General features: G+C 61.8%; 16 protein-coding genes. 14 read left to right on the forward strand and 2 right to left on the reverse strand.

What is annotated here, in order from left to right:
- Positions 1 to 6: 6 nt before the first annotated feature.
- Positions 7 to 1218, reverse strand: a complete 1212-nt coding sequence (locus tag KJB29_RS07970; protein WP_215734146.1) for a peptidase U32 family protein — start codon at positions 1216 to 1218, stop codon at positions 7 to 9.
- Positions 1219 to 1431: 213 nt separating this feature from the next.
- On the opposite strand from KJB29_RS07970, the gene KJB29_RS07975 reads away from it, so the two are divergent.
- From KJB29_RS07975 to KJB29_RS08015, 9 genes are all read left to right on the forward strand, one after another.
- The gene (locus KJB29_RS07975) at positions 1432 to 2433 is read left to right on the forward strand and encodes a LysM peptidoglycan-binding domain-containing protein (protein ID WP_215734147.1); all 1002 of its coding nucleotides are present in this window, start codon (positions 1432 to 1434) and stop codon (positions 2431 to 2433) included.
- A gap of 51 nt (positions 2434 to 2484) precedes the next feature.
- A complete protein-coding gene (dprA, locus tag KJB29_RS07980) occupies positions 2485 to 3561 on the forward strand; it encodes a DNA-processing protein DprA (protein WP_215734148.1) in 1077 nt (358 codons plus the stop codon).
- Positions 3562 to 3607: 46 nt separating this feature from the next.
- On the forward strand, positions 3608 to 5884 hold the full coding sequence (topA, locus tag KJB29_RS07985) for a type I DNA topoisomerase (RefSeq protein WP_215734149.1): 2277 nt from the start codon (positions 3608 to 3610) through the stop codon (positions 5882 to 5884).
- A 219-nt stretch (positions 5885 to 6103) separates the two neighbouring features.
- Complete coding sequence (locus KJB29_RS07990) at positions 6104 to 6511, forward strand: hypothetical protein (RefSeq protein ID WP_004513039.1); 408 nt, start codon at positions 6104 to 6106, stop codon at positions 6509 to 6511.
- The gene (gene trmFO / locus KJB29_RS07995) at positions 6508 to 7812 is read left to right on the forward strand and encodes a methylenetetrahydrofolate--tRNA-(uracil(54)-C(5))-methyltransferase (FADH(2)-oxidizing) TrmFO (RefSeq protein WP_215734150.1); all 1305 of its coding nucleotides are present in this window, start codon (positions 6508 to 6510) and stop codon (positions 7810 to 7812) included. Before KJB29_RS07990 ends, trmFO begins: the two co-directional genes overlap by 4 nt.
- A 64-nt stretch (positions 7813 to 7876) precedes the next feature.
- Entirely contained in the window at positions 7877 to 8170 is a 294-nt protein-coding gene (locus KJB29_RS08000; RefSeq protein WP_004513041.1) for a hypothetical protein, read from the forward strand.
- Positions 8154 to 8732 carry a Maf family nucleotide pyrophosphatase gene (locus KJB29_RS08005; RefSeq protein WP_215734151.1) on the forward strand — a complete coding sequence of 193 codons (579 nt, stop codon included), beginning with the start codon at positions 8154 to 8156 and terminating at the stop codon, positions 8730 to 8732. Before KJB29_RS08000 ends, KJB29_RS08005 begins: the two co-directional genes overlap by 17 nt.
- A 6-nt stretch (positions 8733 to 8738) precedes the next feature.
- Positions 8739 to 9434 carry a YggS family pyridoxal phosphate-dependent enzyme gene (locus KJB29_RS08010; RefSeq protein ID WP_215734152.1) on the forward strand — a complete coding sequence of 232 codons (696 nt, stop codon included), beginning with the start codon at positions 8739 to 8741 and terminating at the stop codon, positions 9432 to 9434.
- 97 nt (positions 9435 to 9531) lie between these two features.
- Complete coding sequence (locus KJB29_RS08015) at positions 9532 to 10326, forward strand: polysaccharide deacetylase family protein (protein ID WP_215734153.1); 795 nt, start codon at positions 9532 to 9534, stop codon at positions 10324 to 10326.
- A 297-nt stretch (positions 10327 to 10623) separates the two neighbouring features.
- On the opposite strand, the gene proC is transcribed toward KJB29_RS08015, so the two are convergent.
- Positions 10624 to 11436, reverse strand: a complete 813-nt coding sequence (proC, locus tag KJB29_RS08020; protein ID WP_215734154.1) for a pyrroline-5-carboxylate reductase — start codon at positions 11434 to 11436, stop codon at positions 10624 to 10626.
- A 290-nt stretch (positions 11437 to 11726) separates the two neighbouring features.
- Between proC and KJB29_RS08025 the strand changes: the two genes are divergently transcribed.
- The 5 genes from KJB29_RS08025 to nspC all read left to right on the forward strand — a co-directional run bounded on the left by KJB29_RS08025 (position 11727) and on the right by nspC (position 15591).
- Positions 11727 to 12272, forward strand: coding sequence for a helix-turn-helix domain-containing protein (locus KJB29_RS08025; protein WP_004513931.1), 546 nt, complete (start codon positions 11727 to 11729; stop codon positions 12270 to 12272).
- 190 nt (positions 12273 to 12462) lie between these two features.
- Positions 12463 to 13656 (forward strand): saccharopine dehydrogenase family protein, encoded by a 1194-nt coding sequence (locus tag KJB29_RS08030; RefSeq protein ID WP_215734155.1) that lies wholly within the window; start codon positions 12463 to 12465, stop codon positions 13654 to 13656.
- A gap of 143 nt (positions 13657 to 13799) precedes the next feature.
- On the forward strand, positions 13800 to 14096 hold the full coding sequence (locus KJB29_RS08035) for a nucleotidyltransferase family protein (RefSeq protein WP_215734156.1): 297 nt from the start codon (positions 13800 to 13802) through the stop codon (positions 14094 to 14096).
- Positions 14093 to 14440: a HepT-like ribonuclease domain-containing protein gene (locus tag KJB29_RS08040; RefSeq protein ID WP_215734157.1), complete on the forward strand. Its 348-nt coding sequence runs from the start codon at positions 14093 to 14095 to the stop codon at positions 14438 to 14440. Before KJB29_RS08035 ends, KJB29_RS08040 begins: the two co-directional genes overlap by 4 nt.
- Positions 14437 to 15591: a carboxynorspermidine decarboxylase gene (gene nspC / locus KJB29_RS08045; protein WP_215734184.1), complete on the forward strand. Its 1155-nt coding sequence runs from the start codon at positions 14437 to 14439 to the stop codon at positions 15589 to 15591. The genes KJB29_RS08040 and nspC overlap by 4 nt, the downstream gene beginning before the upstream one ends.
- Positions 15592 to 15746 lie beyond the last annotated feature (155 nt).

Consider the following 15746-nt stretch of genomic DNA (forward strand, 5'->3'; position numbering starts at 1 on the left):
GAGGGGTTAGGGCTTTTCCCGCCGGATGAGGTCGTAGCGTTCCGCGGCCACGGGGAGTCTGAGTCGGATCCGCTGGTTCGGATGGGCTTCGGAGAGGCTGTTGCCATCCATATCGGTGAAGGCGTCGAGTCGGTGGAGGGTGGAGCGCATCCGCCGGCCGATTACCTCCACCGTGGTGTCTGCCATGATCCGGTTGCGGACCTCAACGGTAACGGTGCCGTCGGGGTGCGCCTCTTCCACCACCCCGACGAATTCGTGGCTGCGCCGGTAGCGGGAGTCGAACTCCAGGTCCACATCCGCCGGCTTCCCCAGGAAGAAGCCGGTGGTGTACCCCCGGTGGCTGATCTTGGAAAGCTCTTCGAGCCACTCGGGCTTCACGTGCCAGGCACGGGGATCGGCGGCGTAGCTGTCGAGGGCTTCCCGGTAGACCCGCACCACCGAGGCCACGTAGTGTATCCCCTTCATGCGCCCCTCCAGTTTGAGGGAATCGGCGCCGGCCCCCACCAGCTCAGGGATATGGCGGATGAGGCAGAGATCCTTGGAGTTGAAGATGAATGTCCCCCGCTCGTCCTCCACTACGGGGAAGTACTCGCCCGGTCGGGTCTCTTCCACCAGGGCGTAGCTCCAGCGGCAGGGGTGGGCGCACTCCCCCTTGTTGGCGTTGCGGCCGGTCATGACGCTGGAGAGGAGGCAACGACCCGAGTAGGAGACGCAGAGGGCGCCGTGGACGAAGACTTCCAGCTCGGCCGTGACCCGCTCCCGGGTCTCGCGGATCGCATTCAGGGACATTTCCCGGGCCAGGTTCACCCGGGCGATCCCCTGCTCCTGCCAGAAGAGGACGCTGCGCCAGTTGGTGGTGTTGGCCTGGGTGGAAAGGTGGATGGGACGATCTGGCGATATGTGGCGGATGGCGGCGATCACCCCCGGGTCGGCGGCGATGTAGGCGTTGAAGGGGACCGTAGCCACCCCCTCCAGGTAGCGGTCCAGGTCCTCCAGTTCGCCGTTGTCGGGAAAGGCGTTGACCGTCAGGTAGACCTTTACCCCCCGGTCGTGGGCATAGGTAACCCCCTCGGCCATGTGGGCCAGGGTGAAGTTGTCGGCGAGGCTGCGGAGCCCGAACTTCTCCCCTCCCAGGTAGACGGCGTCGGCGCCGTAGTGGATGGCCACTTTCAGCTTTTCCAGGTTGCCGGCCGGCGCGAGGAGTTCGGGAATCTTCATGGAAGGCCTCTTGGCATGATGCATGCTTTATTAGTGGGGTTCAACCAGTGGCGCGGGAACATCCCGGAAACCAGATGGTGCTTTCGACCGCGGAAATCCTAGCATATCCGTCGGTTGAATGAAACCCCTGCGGCCTGTTTGTCCTTGACAAAAAACGTAACCTGAACTTTAGTATCCGAACGAATTTAGTTCGCGTCTGCACGGGAGGCGACCATGAAAAGAGTGTTCTCCATCGGCTGCATGCTCCTCGCCGGAGCGCTTCTCACCGTCGGCACCGTTTTGGCCGCGTCCGAAGAGCCGACAATCTACGTCATCCAGAAGGGGGACACCCTCTGGGGGCTCTCGGACCGCTTCCTCAAGGATCCCTACTACTGGCCTAATCTCTGGGCCAGGAACCCCGCCATCGGCAATCCCCACTTCATCTATCCCGGCCAGCGGGTCCGTGTCTACCCGGACCGGATCGAGATCGAACCCCGCCCTGTCTCCCCCGGCACCCCCGCTGTCCAGCGCCCCTCCGAGGAGCCGGTTGCCGAGCGGAGCTTCCTGGTAAGCGGCAGCGAAGGGTTCCTGATGGAAAAGGGGCTCAACCCCGCCGGCCGCATCATTACCACCAGCCAGAACCGTCAGATCGTGGGTGAGGACGACATTGTCTACACCGATATCGGCTCTGCCCACGGGGCCAAAGAGGGTGACCGGTTTTCCATCTACAAGAAGCTCGACGCCGTGAGCCATCCCGTCTCCAACGTGATTCTCGGCGAGAAAGTGATCCCCCTCGGCACGCTGCAACTCACGGAGGTGGAGGAGAAGGTTTCCAAGGCCATCATTACCAAATCCTACCGGGAGATCGGTCCCGGCTCCATCCTCCTTCCCTATCGGGACAAGCGCCGGCAGATTTCCCTCAAGGCTGCCGACCATGACCTCTCCGGCTACATCGTCGAGACCCAGAGTGGCAACACCGCCATCGGCGAGGGAGACATCGCCTTTATCGACTTGGGGAAAAAGCAGGGGATAGAGCCGGGATACTTCCTCTATATCCTGCGTGACGTGGTCCCCGACCAGCAGTATGCGGACATCTCCGTTGAGAAGCTCCCCCCCGAGGTGGTCGGTGCCCTCGTGGTGGTGCAGTCGGGGGAGAATACCTCCACGGGGCTCGTGGTGAAAAGCATCGACACCATCTACCGGGGGGACCGGGTAGAGGCCAGGACAGACAGATAACCCTTCCTCGCGGGGGCCGGTCCGGCCGGTCCCCGCTTCTCGTTCTTGCCCATGGATCATTATCACTGGTTTGCCCTCAAATCCGTTCCCCTTGTGGGGAACGTCCTCTTCCGGCGGCTCCTGGAGCGCTTCGGCTCCCCCGAGGCGGCCTTCGGAGCGTCCGCTGTCGATCTCCGTTCCGTCAAGGGGGTGAGTCCGGCGGTGGTGGCCTCCCTCCGAAGCCATGACCCGCATCCCTTCGCCGACCGGGAGTGTGCGGCGGTCAGGCGTGCGGAGTGCCGCATCGTGACCATCCTCGATGACGAGTATCCGCCGCTCTTGCGGGAGATCACCGACCCGCCCCCCTTCCTCTATGTGCGGGGAAGCCTCGCCGGTATCGGCACCGCCGTGGCGGTGGTGGGCTCCCGCCGGGCCTCGGCCTATGGCAGGACGGTGACCGAGCGCATGGCCGAGGAGCTTGCCCGGAACGGTGTTGCCGTGATTTCCGGCCTGGCTCGCGGGGTCGACACCGCGGCCCACCGGGGAGCCCTGAAAGGGAACGGGACAACCGTCGGGGTGCTCGGGTGTGGCGTGGACGTGGTCTATCCGGCCGAGAACCGGCAGCTCTTCCGGGAGATGGCCGAACAGGGGGGGGTAGTGTCCGAGTTCCCCCTGGGGACCGCCCCCCTGGCCGAGAACTTCCCCCGCCGCAACCGGATCATCAGCGGCATCTCCCACGGGGTCCTCGTGGTGGAAGCGGCGGAGCGGAGCGGCTCCCTGGTCACAGCCCGTATCGCCCTTGACCAAGGGCGCGACGTCTACGCCATTCCCGGCAACATCACCAGTGACGGGAGCCGCGGGGCCAACCGCCTCATCCGCGAGGGGGCTAAACTCGTGGAGAGCGTGGAGGATATCCTGGAGGAACTCCCCGGGGGAAGGGTGGCCCGCAGGGGAGTGCCGGCGCCGGCACCCGACCTCCCGCCGGCCGAGGCGGCAGTCTTTGAGCTCCTGGCCCCTGAGCCGCTCCATATCGACGAGATCATTGCCAAAAGCGCGTTGACAGTGGGGGAGCTTTCGGCTATGTTGTTGCGCCTGGAACTCAAGGGGACCGTAACTCAGCTTCCCGGCAAGTATTTTTGCACAAACTGACCCGCCTGGCATGCCAGGCGTTACTTACTTTTATTGGAATTTTTTTATGCCACAACACCTCGTCATAGTCGAATCTCCGGCCAAGGCCAAGACCATCGAGAAATTTCTCGGCAAGGACTTTCGGGTCATGGCTTCCTATGGCCACGTGCGCGCCCTCCCCAGCAAACAGGGTTCTGTGGATGTAGCCAACGATTTCGAACCCAAATATGCCGTTCTCCCCGAGAGCAAGCGGCACATCGACGCCATCAAGAAGGAGCTGAAGGAGAGCGACATCCTGCTCCTGGCCACTGACCCCGACCGCGAAGGGGAGGCGATCTCCTGGCATCTCCTGGCGGCCCTCGGCATGGACAAAAAGAAAAACGCCGTGCCGGTGAAGCGGGTCGTCTTCCACGAGATCACCAAGGACGCCATCGTCCACGCCGTGGAAAACCCCCGGGACATCTCCCTGGAACTGGTGGATGCCCAGCAGGCCCGCTCCATCCTCGACTACCTGGTCGGTTTCAACCTCTCCCCCTTCCTCTGGAAGAAGATCCGCTACGGCCTCTCCGCCGGACGGGTCCAGTCCGTGGCCCTGCGGCTCATCTGCGAGCGGGAGAAAGAGATCAAGGCGTTCCAGGAGCAGGAGTACTGGACCATTGGCGCTGAACTGTCCACGGGGAAGGGGCAGAAGTTCTCCGCCAACCTGGTGGAGGCCGAGGGGAAGAAGCTCGGCAAGTTCGATATCCCCGACGGCACGGCGGCCGACCGGCTCGTGAAGGCCCTGGAGAGCGGTGCCTACACCGTCGACAAGGTGACGAAGAGCGAGCGCAAACGGACCCCGGCACCGCCGTTCACCACCTCCACCCTCCAGCAGGAGGCGGCAAGAAAGCTCGGCTTCTCGGCCAAGAAGACCATGTCCACCGCCCAGAAGCTCTACGAAGGGGTCGCCGTGGGGGACGAGGGGCTTGTCGGTCTCATCACCTACATGCGTACCGACAGCGTGGTGCTGTCTAACCAGGCCCTCCAGGAGGCCCGCGAGGTCATTACCTCCCTCTACGGGAAGGAGTATGCCCTAGCCAAGCCCCGCTTCTACAAGAACAAGGCGAAGAACGCCCAGGAGGCCCACGAGGCGGTTCGCCCGACTTCCATAGCCCGTACTCCCGCCGAGTTGAAGAAATACCTCTCCTCCGACCAGTTCAAACTTTACGATCTCATCTGGAAGCGGACCGTGGCCTGCCAGATGGCCGAGGCGCTCCTGGATCAGACCTCCGTCGATATCGGCGCCGGCGAGGGATATCGTTTCCGGGCCGCCGGTACGGTAATTCGTTTTCCCGGTTTCATGAAGCTCTACATCGAGGGAGTCGACGACCAGACCGAGGAGAAGGAAGGGACTCTGCCCCCCCTCACGGAAGGGGAACTCCTGAAGCTCCAGAAGCTCGTTCCGGAGCAGCATTTCACCCAGCCCCCACCACGGTACACCGAGGCGAGCCTCGTGAAGACCCTCGAGGAGTACGGCATCGGCCGTCCCTCCACCTACGCCTCCATCATGAACACGCTCCTGGAGCGGAAATACGCCCGCCTCGACAGTAAGCGCTTCGTCCCCGAGGATGTGGGGATGGTGGTGAACGATCTTCTCACCAATCACTTCACCCAGTACGTGGACTACAACTTCACCGCCAATCTCGAAGAGGAGCTGGACCGGGTCTCCCGGGGTGAGAAGCAGTGGAAGCCCCTCCTTCACGAGTTCTGGGGTCCCTTCAGTTCCCTCCTGAAACAGAAGGAGGGGGAGGTGAGCAAGGCGGACCTCACCACCGAGGCCACCGACGAACTCTGCCCCGACTGCGGCAAGCCCTTGGTGGTGAAGCTGGGCAAGCGTGGTAAATTCATTGCCTGCTCCGGCTACCAGGAAGGGTGCACCTATACGCGCAACATAAGCCAGGGTGAGCAGCAGGAACCGGCCGAGCCGGTATTCTCCGAGGAGAAGTGCGAAAAGTGCGGCAGCCCCATGCTCATCAAAGACGGCCGCTTCGGCAAGTACCTGGCCTGCTCCGCCTATCCAGCCTGCAAGAACATCCAGCCCCTGGTGAAGCCCAAGGGGACCGGCCACACCTGTCCCGAGTGCAAGGAAGGGGAGCTGACCGAGAAGAAATCCCGCTACGGCAAGATGTTCTACTCCTGTAACCGCTATCCCCAGTGCAAGTTCGCCCTCTGGGATCCCCCCCAACCGGGGCCGTGCCCCAAATGCGGCTTCCCGCTCCTGGTGAAAAAGGTCTACAAGCGGGAAGGGGAGTTCCTCAAGTGCCCGAAAGAGGGGTGCGACTACCGGACCGAAGGGAAGAAGTAGCCGAGAGACTGACCGGGCGGGGAGCGATCCCCGCCTTTTTAGCATGAAGCGGCAGTTTCAGTTTGAATAACACAGAGCAACTGAGCAACTGAGAAAACCCGCAAAACCTTTAACAGCTATTGCAGAGAGGTTCTCACAAGTTAAGGCAAAAAGAATTTCTTGCTCTGTTGCTCAGTTGCTCTGTGTTTCGGATGTTTTTTCACGATGAAGGAATCAATGATGCCTAACGACATGCACGAAGCCTGCGAACAGTGCCGCTTCGCCTACGCGCGGATCGATACCGAGTGCTGGGGCGAGCAGGGGGCCCGCCGGGTCATGTGCCCCATCTGCGGCTGGACCAAGTATGAGGAACACTCGTGGGGCTCCGGTACGGCCACCCTTACCAAGCGGAGCGTCAAGCGGGGCCATGGCGCCTACCGCCTGATCCCTCCCGGCGGGTTCTCGGGCTACAACGCCTTCCACGAGCCGCCAACGCCGGAGGTGGTGCGGCACATTCAGGCACTCCTGGACCGGGGCTGGAAAGGGTACCTCACCATCTGGGACGAGGAGCGGGCCAAGGCGCGGCTCGTGGCGGGGCACCCGCTGCAGCGCTACGAAATACCCGACGAGGAGGGGAACGCCCAGTGACGGATGCTATTACCATCATCGGCGGAGGGCTCGCCGGATGCGAGGCTGCCTGGCAGGCGGCGGAGCACGGGGTGCGGGTCACGCTCCACGAGATGAAGCCCCATGCCTTTTCGCCGGCACACCACCTGGCGGGGCTCGCGGAACTCGTCTGCTCCAACTCGCTCCGGGGGGAGTCCCTGGAGAATGCCGTGGGGCTCCTCAAGGAGGAGCTGAGGCGGGCCGGCTCCCTCATCATGGCGGCGGCCGACGCCACTCGCGTGCCTGCCGGCGGAGCTTTGGCGGTGGACCGGGAGCTCTTTTCCGCCTTTGTAACCGAGAGGATAGAGAACCATCCCCTTATCGACCTCATGCGGGGAGAGGTGGCGGATATTCCTTCCAAGGATATCGTGATTGTGGCTACGGGCCCCCTCACGAGCGACGGGCTGGCCGAAAGAATCAGGGCGATCACCGGACCGAACCTCTATTTCTACGATGCCATCGCGCCTATCGTGACCGCCGAATCCCTCGATATGACCAAGGTGTTCCGGGCCTCCCGTTACGGCAAGGGGGACGGCGACGACTACCTGAACTGTCCCTTGAACCAGGAAGAGTATGAGGGGTTCGTGGACGCGATCCTTGCCGCCGAGAAAGTGCCTGCCAGGGATTTTGAAAAAGTGGTACACTTCGAAGGGTGCATGCCGGTTGAAGAAATGGCCGAGCGGGGTCGTGAGACGCTCCGCTTCGGTCCCCTGAAGCCCGTGGGGCTCGCGGATCCCTGCACTGGGGAGGAGCCCCACGCGGTGGTGCAGCTCAGGGCCGAGAACCGTGAAGGGACCATGTTCAACCTGGTGGGCTTCCAGACCAAGCTCACCTATCCGGAGCAGCGGCGGATCTTCCGGATGATTCCCGGCCTGGAGAACGCCGAGTTCGTCCGGCTCGGCTCCATGCACCGCAACACCTTCATCAACGCGCCAGCCCTCCTGGCCCCCACGTTCCAGCTGAGGGGGGACGCCCGTATTCTCTTTGCCGGCCAGATCACCGGGGTCGAGGGATATGTGGAGTCGGCGGGGAGCGGTTTCCTGGCCGGCGTCAACGCTGCCCGGCTCGTCCGGGGAGAGGAGCCGGTGGTGCCGCCGCTGGCCACTGCCCTCGGCGCCCTGGTGACCCACATCACCAACGCTGACGTGAAGCACTTCCAGCCCATGAACGTCAACTACGGGCTCTTCCCTCCCCTGGAGGGGAAGGTGAAGAAGAAGGAGCGGCGGGGGAAGCTTGCGGAGCGGGCACTGGCTGAGCTGGACCGTTGGATAGGAACAGTGTAGGGGCGCTGCTTGCCGCGCCCATTTTCGATGCTGGCGCGGCAAGCAGCGCCCCTGCGAGGAACCCATGGACGACAAGGAAAAACAGGAAATATCCCTCATCGGCAGGATCCTCTCCATGGAGGCGCTTCTGATCCTCATGGGGATCGCTTCCCTTGGCTATGGCATAGCAAGAGCCCAGGTCATGAGCATCTTCTGGGGGGTGATGATTCTGGTGGGGGCAGTGGTCCTCTCCTTTGTGCGAAAGAAGGATTGGAAGAAGCACTGGGAGGAGATGGAGGGGGCGCAGCGCCGCTACGAGGCCCGGATGAAGGCCCAGGAAGAGCAGCCGAAGGAGCATGACGATGCCGGAAAACAGTAGAATCGTTCTCGCGTCGGCATCGCCCCGGCGGCTGGAGCTTCTGGCTTCGGCAGGCATTGAGTTCGACGTCTTTGCCAGCGATATCCCTGAGGAGCCCATTCCGGGCGAGGCCCCGGCCGACTTCTCAGTTCGCCTGGCAAAAGACAAGGCCGTGGCAACCGCCGCCCGGTCGGAGGGACGCTGGTTCATCGGCGCCGACACCATCGTGGTCTGCGACGGCGAGATCATGGGAAAACCCACGGACGGGGCCGATGCCGTGCGAATGCTGAAAAAGCTCTCCGGAGTCCCCCATGAGGTCATCACCGGCTATGCGATCTATGACAAGGCGCGGGACGGCATCCTCTGCAAGGCGGTGGTGACCAAGGTCTTTTTCAAGCCGTTGCGGGACGAGGAAATTACCGCCTACGTGGCCACCGGCTGCCCCATGGACAAGGCCGGCGCCTACGCCATTCAGGGTGGAGCCGCCTGTATGGTGGAGCGGATCGACGGCTCCTACACCAACGTGGTGGGGCTCCCCCTCTGTGAGGTGGTGGAGGATCTTCGTACCATGGGGGCTCTGTAAAGCGTCATGACGATTGCCTCGAACCTTATCCATCTCCAGGAACGCATCGCCGTGGCTGCTCGTCGGGCCGGCCGCGACCCGGAATCGGTGCGCCTCGTGGCGGTCTCCAAGACCAAGCCGGCCGAGGCGGTGGAGGATGCGGCCCGGGCGGGGCAGCGGCTCTTTGGCGAGAACTACGTGCAGGAGTTCACTGCCAAGGCCGGCGAAGTGCGGGAGCCGGTGGAATGGCATTTCATCGGTGCCCTCCAGAGCAACAAGGTGCGGCAGATTGCCGGCCTCGTGACCATGATCCACTCGGTGGACCGCCTCTCTCTGGCCCAGGAGATCGAGCGCCAGTGGGCAAAACTCGACACCACCTGTGACGTCCTCATCCAGGTGAACATCGCCGGCGAGGCGACCAAATCGGGCACCACCGCCGGGGAACTCCTGACCCTTGTCAGGGAGGTGGCGCTCCTTCCCCACCTGCGGGTGCGGGGGCTCATGACCATGCCTCCTTTCTTCGACGATCCCGAGGGGGCGCGTCCCTACTTCCGCGAATTGAAACGGCTTGCCGGCGTCGTCGCCGCCGCGGGCATCCCCGGCGTCGTCATGGATGAGCTCTCCATGGGGATGTCGGGGGATTTCGAGGCCGCCGTCGAGGAAGGGGCCACGCTGGTCCGCATCGGCACCTCCCTTTTCGGCGAGCGGGAATACCGCCGGTAAACCGTCTTCCCGAAATTCTGTCTGTTGCAACAATCCTTCCGGCAGCTTTCTTGCTGCAACCACTCTAAACCATTAACCCCGGAGGTCTCTCAGTTTCATGAAAGTGCGCATCATCTTTGCCGTTCTGTTCGGCATGCTTTTCCCTGCCATCGTCTCGGCAAGCCTGCCCCCCCGTGAATTCAGCGTCCCCATTCTCCTCTACCACCGCTTCGGCCCCACGGTTGCCGACAGCATGACCATCAAGACCTCCGTATTCGAGGAGCACCTGAAGTACCTCAGGGATAACGGCTACCGGGTGATCCCGCTGCGCCAGGTGGTGGATTTCTACCTGAAGAATGGGCCGGCGCCTCCGCCGAAATCGGTGGTCATCGTGGAGGATGACGCCCACAAGTCGGTCTACACCGACATGCTGCCGCTGGCCAAAAAGTACCACGTGCCGGTGACGGTCTTCATCTACCCGTCGGCCGTTTCCAATGCCAAATACGCCATGACCTGGGACCAGCTCCGGGAGCTGAAGAAGACGGGTCTTTTTGATTTCCAGTCCCACACCTTCTGGCATCCCAATTTCAGGAAGGATCGGAAAAAGCTGAAACCGGCGGAGTTCGACAAACTGGTGGAGACTCAACTGCGGAAATCGCGGGGTAGGATCGAGAAGGAGCTGGGAGTGACGGTGGACATGCTCGCCTGGCCCTTCGGCATCTACGACGACGACCTGCTGCGCCGGGCTGGTGCCCTGGGGTACCGGGCCACCTTCACCGTTGACCCGCATCCTGTCACCCAGGCCGACAGCGTGATGAAGCTCCCCCGGTTTCTGGTGAGCAACGGCGACCAGGGGAAGGCCTTTGCCCAGCTTCTGGCCGGGCGTGGGGCCAAGCGAAGTGCCGCCTACTGAGCCCCCGAAGAAGCATCCTTGTCCCGACTGCCGGTACTGCCAGTGGTGCGGGGATGACCGCTGTTCGCTCTGTCTCAGGGGGTGCAAAAAAGGGAAGAAGCTCTCCCTGGCGGAGCAGATCGAGCTTTTCGAGAAGGTGAACTCAAAAGCTTCAGCCACAGAGGGCACAGAGGACACAGAGTAACAACCGGATTCTTGCTAACGATACCCTGATCAAATACAGGATTCATCGGCGGTACGGATAGACGTCCTTATTCCTTGAAGGTTCTTCTCTGTGGCCCTCTGTGTTAAAAGTCGTTATTTTTTCCCCAACTCGGCAGAGCGGGCGGTGGCCGCGTCCACGGCCGCCATGACCGTCCCCCGGAAGGAGCCCCGTTCCAAGGCGGCTACGCCGGCGATGGTGGTGCCGCCGGGGGAGGTGACCTTTTCCTTGAGGACTCCGGGGTGGTCGCCGGTCTCCAGAAGGAGTCTCGCGGAGCCCAGGACCGTCTGGGCCGCAAGGCGGGTTGCTACGTCGCGGGGGAGGCCGTTCTTCACGCCGGCATCGGAGAGGGCCTCGATGAACATGAACACGTAGGCCGGCCCGCTCCCCGAGAGGCCGGTGACGGCATCCATGAGTTTCTCGTCCACGACGCAGGTGGTTCCCACCAGCTCGAAGATTCCCTGGGCGAAGAACAAATCGTCGTCGGTGGCGTTCTTCCCCCGGGAGAGGGCCGATGCCCCCTCCAGCACCAGGGCCGGCGTGTTCGGCATGACCCGGATCACCCGGGAAGAGTCGCCGCAGACCTCCTCGATGCCGTTGATGGATATCCCCGCCATGATGGAGATGACGAGCTTCCCGGCAAAGCCTGCTGCCCCGAGGGCCGCAGCCATGCCCCGAAATACCTGGGGCTTCACGGCAACGATCAGGGCGTCGGTCATCGCGGCCACCTCGCCGTTGTCGGCACGGGCATCAATACCGTAGGTCTCCCGCAGAAATTCCCGCCGCTCGGCCATGGGCTCCGCCACCACCAGTTCCGCCGCCGTTACCCCGCCGGCCAGAAGTCCCCTGATGATCGCCTCCGCCATGTTGCCGCCGCCGATGAACCCCACTCTGCATCCCTTCAGCATCGCCGTTCCTCCTCAAAAAAAAGTATAGTCCCTCCTACGGCATACGCCCGGAAAAGTCAAGCCGGTGATCCTTGCGGCAGGAAGCAATGGTGCCGGTTTACACTTATTTTGTGACAGTCGAAAAAATCGTTGACACTCTGTTTTTGTTGTATTATATACCACCCCTTGTGCGCACGGGTTTAAACTAAAAGTTTAGAAATGCTAAACCAGCTGCTTTACAGAAAGTTTAGAAATGCTAAACAGCGCAATTGGATAGAATGTTTAGGGTTTCTGGACCAGGAGACTAGAACGTGAAGATCGGCGAGCGGTTGAAGCGGCTCAGGATGATCAACTCCCTCACCCAGGAGGAACTGGCAAATCGGGCCGACCTGACCAAGGGATACATCTCCCAGTTGGAGAACGACGCCACATCTCCCTCCATCGCCACCCTGAAGGATATCCTCGACGTCTTCGGCGTCAGCATGCAGGAGTTCTTCAGCGATCCCATCGGCGAGGACGTGGTCTACGGCAAGGATGCCCGGGTCCAGCCCTCGGCCGACGACGCGGCCGTCACGGTGGAGCTTCTTGTCCCCGGCGCCCAGAACCGGGAGATGGACCCGGCCCTGGTGACCCTTGCCCCGGGCGAGGAGATGGACGAGCAGAATTTTCACGAGGGGGAGGAATTCGGTTTTGTCCTCCTCGGGAAGATCCAGCTCCGGTTGGATGACAAGATCTACACGGTGAAGAAGGACGAGTGCTTCTACTTCACCTCGGACAAGCGGCACACGGTGAAGAATATCGGCAAGGGGTCGGCCCGAATACTATGGGTCGTAACCCCGCCTACCTTTGATTATTAACGAAAATATCGCGTTCTCAAGAATCGTTACACGGATTTTACCTACTATATTTGTTCAAGCGGCGTCAGATTCGTGATGATAACGGCGGATGAGAGGAGAGAGGCCCGCAGGCGTAGCAGCGCTACGTCGAGGAGCCTCTCGACGAGCAGACGTCGTTAGCGCGCGAATATGGCGCCGATCAGGAGGAAACATGAGCAAGGTACTGATAATCGGAGCCGGCGGTGTCGGCCAGGTCGTTGCCCACAAGTGCGCCCAGCGCAGGGATATCTTCAGCGAGATTACCCTGGCCTCCCGCACCAAGTCCAAGTGCGACGCCATCGCCGCCCAGCTGAATAACAGCATCGCCACGGCCCAGGTGGATGCCGACAATGTCCCCGAGTTGGTGGCGCTTATAAAGAAAGAGCAACCGAAGCTCGTCATCAACGTGGCGCTGCCGTACCAGGACCTGACCATCATGGATGCCTGCCTGGAAACCGGCGTGGACTACCTGGACACCGCCAACTACGAGCCCCTGGACATCGCAAAGTTCGAGTACTCCTGGCAGTGGGCCTACCAGGACCGCTTCAAGGAAGCGGGTCTCATGGCGTTGCTGGGTTCCGGCTTCGATCCCGGCGTCACCAACGTCTATACGGCACTCGCCGCCAAGAAGTACCTGGATGAGGTGCAGGAGCTTGACATCATTGACGCCAACGCCGGGAGCCACGGCCAGCCCTTCGCCACCAACTTCAACCCGGAGATCAATATCCGCGAGGTGACCGCCACCTGCCGCCATTGGGAGAACGGCCAGTTCGTGGAATCGCCGCCCCTTTCCACCAAGCGGGTCTTCGACTTCCCCGAGGGCATCGGGCCCATGAACATCTACCGCCTCTACCACGAGGAGATGGAGTCAATCGTCAAGCATATCCCGACCATCAAGAAGGCCCAGTTCTGGATGACCTTCTCCGACAACTACCTGAAGCACCTGGAAGTGCTCCAGAACGTTGGGATGACCCGCATCGACGAGGTGGAGTTCCAGGGGCAGAAGATCGTCCCGATCCAGTTCCTGAAAGCTCTCCTTCCCGATCCCGGCTCCCTCGGTCCCCTCACCAAGGGGAAGACCTGCATCGGCGTCATCGCCCGGGGCCTCAAGGACGGCAAGCGCAAGCAGGTATACATCTACAATATCTGTGACCACGAGGCCTGCTACAGGGAGGTCCAGTCCCAGGCCATCAGCTACACTACCGGCGTTCCGGCGGTTGTGGGTGCCATCATGATGCTCACCGGCAAGTGGCATGCTCCGGGGGTCTGGAACATGGAGCAGTTCGATCCGGAGGCCTTCCTCGAAGTTCTCGGACCCATGGGGCTACCGGAGGTGGTTGTGGAAGGCGAGTGGCCGGAGCTGTAGAAACGCCATATTTGTGCCCTGACGGTGCCGATTCCTGCGGAGGCTCCTCGACGTAGCGCTGCTACGCCTACGGGCCTTCCTCGTCGCCGTCACCGTCATCATCGCAAATCTGACGTTTCTTGGGAAAGGGTTGAGGTGAAGTCATGGCAGAGCGTGAACCCGTTACGCCATTTGATGATGCGATTATTAGTTTCATGGCCCGGCATGGGGCCGAGCGGGTTGGGGTCTTCGGTTCCTATGCTCGGGGAGAGGCGCGGCCGGACAGTGACCTCGACCTGATGGTCTGGTTTTCGGACCCGAAAAGCCTCCTCGGCATGATTCGTCTTGAACGGGAACTGTCTGAACTGGTCGGTGTAAAGATTGACCTGCTGACCGAGGGAGCCATCAGCCCGTACCTCATAGATCGCATCAAACGGGAACTCAAGGTGATTTACCAATGATTCGCGACGATGCTGTCTATCTTGCACATATACTTGATGCCCTGCGGCAGATTGTCGAATACACGCGGGGGATGGATTACGAGCGCTTCCGGACAACTCGAATGGTACAGGATGCCGTAATCCGGCAGTTTGAAGTGGTCGGTGAGGCCACCAAGAACCTGTCGGCCGATTTCCGGGAGTGCCACGAAACTATCCCGTGGAAAGATCTTGCGGGTTTTCGCGATAAGCTGATCCATCAGTATTTTGGCGTTGATCTGGCAACCGTCTGGCGTTCCGTCGCAGACGACGTGCCGCTGCTCATTGATAGTCTGGCTGGAATTACCATAGAGGAGAGAGGGTTCTGACCGGTATCGACATCGAAAAAATCCTGAAGCTGGCCCCATCCCCCGCCTACGTGGTGGATTTGGGGCGGCTGCGCCACAATCTGGCTATCCTCGATGATGTCCAGCGGCGCAGCGGCGCCAAGATCCTCATGGCGCTCAAGGCGTTTGCCATGTGGAGTGTCTTCCCCATCATCCGGGAGACGCTACAGGGGGTCTGTGCCAGCTCGCCGTGGGAGGCCCGCCTGGGTCGGGAGGAGTTTGGACGGGAGGTCCACAGCTTTGCCGCCGCCTTCAAGGAGAGCGACGTGGTGGAGCTGCTTGCCGTCTCCAACCATCTGGTATTCAACTCCTTCAACCAGCTGGAGCGGTTCCGGCCCCTGTGGGAGAAGGAACGGGGGCGGGTGTCGGTGGGGTTGCGGGTGAACCCCGAGCATTCCGAGGGGCATACCCCCATCTACGACCCTTGCGCGCCCAAGTCGCGGCTTGGCATCCCCCGCGCTGAATTCGAGGGGAAGTCGCTTGCCGGAGTCGAGGGGCTCCACTTCCACACCCTCTGCGAGCAGCTCTTCGAGCCCCTGGAGCGGACCGCGAAGGTCTTCGAGGAGAAATTTGGCCCGCTGCTCCACGGTATGAAGTGGCTGAACCTCGGCGGCGGGCATCACATCACCCGCGCGGGGTACGACATCGACGCCCTGGTGGAGCTGGTCAAATACTTCAAGGGGAAGTACGGCGTTGAGGTCTACCTGGAGCCGGGGGAGGCCATCGCCATCGGCACCGGCATTCTCGTGGGGGAGGTGCTGGACGTGGTGCGCAACGAGATGGACATCGCCATCCTCGACGTCTCCGCCACCTGCCACATGCCCGACGTGCTGGAGATGCCCTATCGCCCCGGCATTACCGGCGGCTTCGACCCCGGCGAGAAGGCCCACACCTACCGGCTTGCCGGGCCGTCGTGCCTGGCCGGGGACGTCATCGGTGACTGGTCCTTTGACAAGCCCCTGAAGCCGGGGGACCGGCTCGTGTTCGAGGACATGTCCCACTACACCATGGTGAAGACCACCACCTTTAACGGAATCCAGCATCCGGCCATCTGTACCTTTGAGCCGGAAACTGGAGAACTCAAGGTGGTGCGGCGTTTCGGGTACGAGGATTTCAAGAGTAGGTTGTCTTAAAGGGGCGATATCTTCCGACCATCTCGACGCCGTCCTCGTAAGCCTCGTTGTGCGGCGTAGCGCTGCTACGCCTCCGCCGGGCTTCCTGCGGGTGCGCCGATCTGGCCGAAATCTCTCGCCCCGGTGGTAATTAGAACACAAAATTGCATATTCAT

The sequence above is a fragment of the Geobacter grbiciae genome, assembly GCF_018531165.1.
Lineage (GTDB): Bacteria > Desulfobacterota > Desulfuromonadia > Geobacterales > Geobacteraceae > Geobacter > Geobacter metallireducens.

What these genes read in the sequence shown, in the direction of transcription:
- KJB29_RS07970 (WP_215734146.1), bottom strand. Translation starts at nt 1,218, where the DNA reads ATGAAGATTCCCGAACTCCTCGCGCCGGCCGGCAACCTGGAAAAGCTG.
- KJB29_RS07975 (WP_215734147.1), top strand. Translation starts at nt 1,432, where the DNA reads ATGAAAAGAGTGTTCTCCATCGGCTGCATGCTCCTCGCCGGAGCGCTT.
- dprA (WP_215734148.1), top strand. Translation starts at nt 2,485, where the DNA reads ATGGATCATTATCACTGGTTTGCCCTCAAATCCGTTCCCCTTGTGGGG.
- topA (WP_215734149.1), top strand. Translation starts at nt 3,608, where the DNA reads ATGCCACAACACCTCGTCATAGTCGAATCTCCGGCCAAGGCCAAGACC.
- KJB29_RS07990 (WP_004513039.1), top strand. Translation starts at nt 6,104, where the DNA reads ATGCCTAACGACATGCACGAAGCCTGCGAACAGTGCCGCTTCGCCTAC.
- KJB29_RS08000 (WP_004513041.1), top strand. Translation starts at nt 7,877, where the DNA reads ATGGACGACAAGGAAAAACAGGAAATATCCCTCATCGGCAGGATCCTC.
- KJB29_RS08005 (WP_215734151.1), top strand. Translation starts at nt 8,154, where the DNA reads ATGCCGGAAAACAGTAGAATCGTTCTCGCGTCGGCATCGCCCCGGCGG.
- KJB29_RS08010 (WP_215734152.1), top strand. Translation starts at nt 8,739, where the DNA reads ATGACGATTGCCTCGAACCTTATCCATCTCCAGGAACGCATCGCCGTG.
- KJB29_RS08015 (WP_215734153.1), top strand. Translation starts at nt 9,532, where the DNA reads ATGAAAGTGCGCATCATCTTTGCCGTTCTGTTCGGCATGCTTTTCCCT.
- proC (WP_215734154.1), bottom strand. Translation starts at nt 11,436, where the DNA reads ATGCTGAAGGGATGCAGAGTGGGGTTCATCGGCGGCGGCAACATGGCG.
- KJB29_RS08030 (WP_215734155.1), top strand. Translation starts at nt 12,463, where the DNA reads ATGAGCAAGGTACTGATAATCGGAGCCGGCGGTGTCGGCCAGGTCGTT.
- KJB29_RS08035 (WP_215734156.1), top strand. Translation starts at nt 13,800, where the DNA reads ATGGCAGAGCGTGAACCCGTTACGCCATTTGATGATGCGATTATTAGT.
- KJB29_RS08040 (WP_215734157.1), top strand. Translation starts at nt 14,093, where the DNA reads ATGATTCGCGACGATGCTGTCTATCTTGCACATATACTTGATGCCCTG.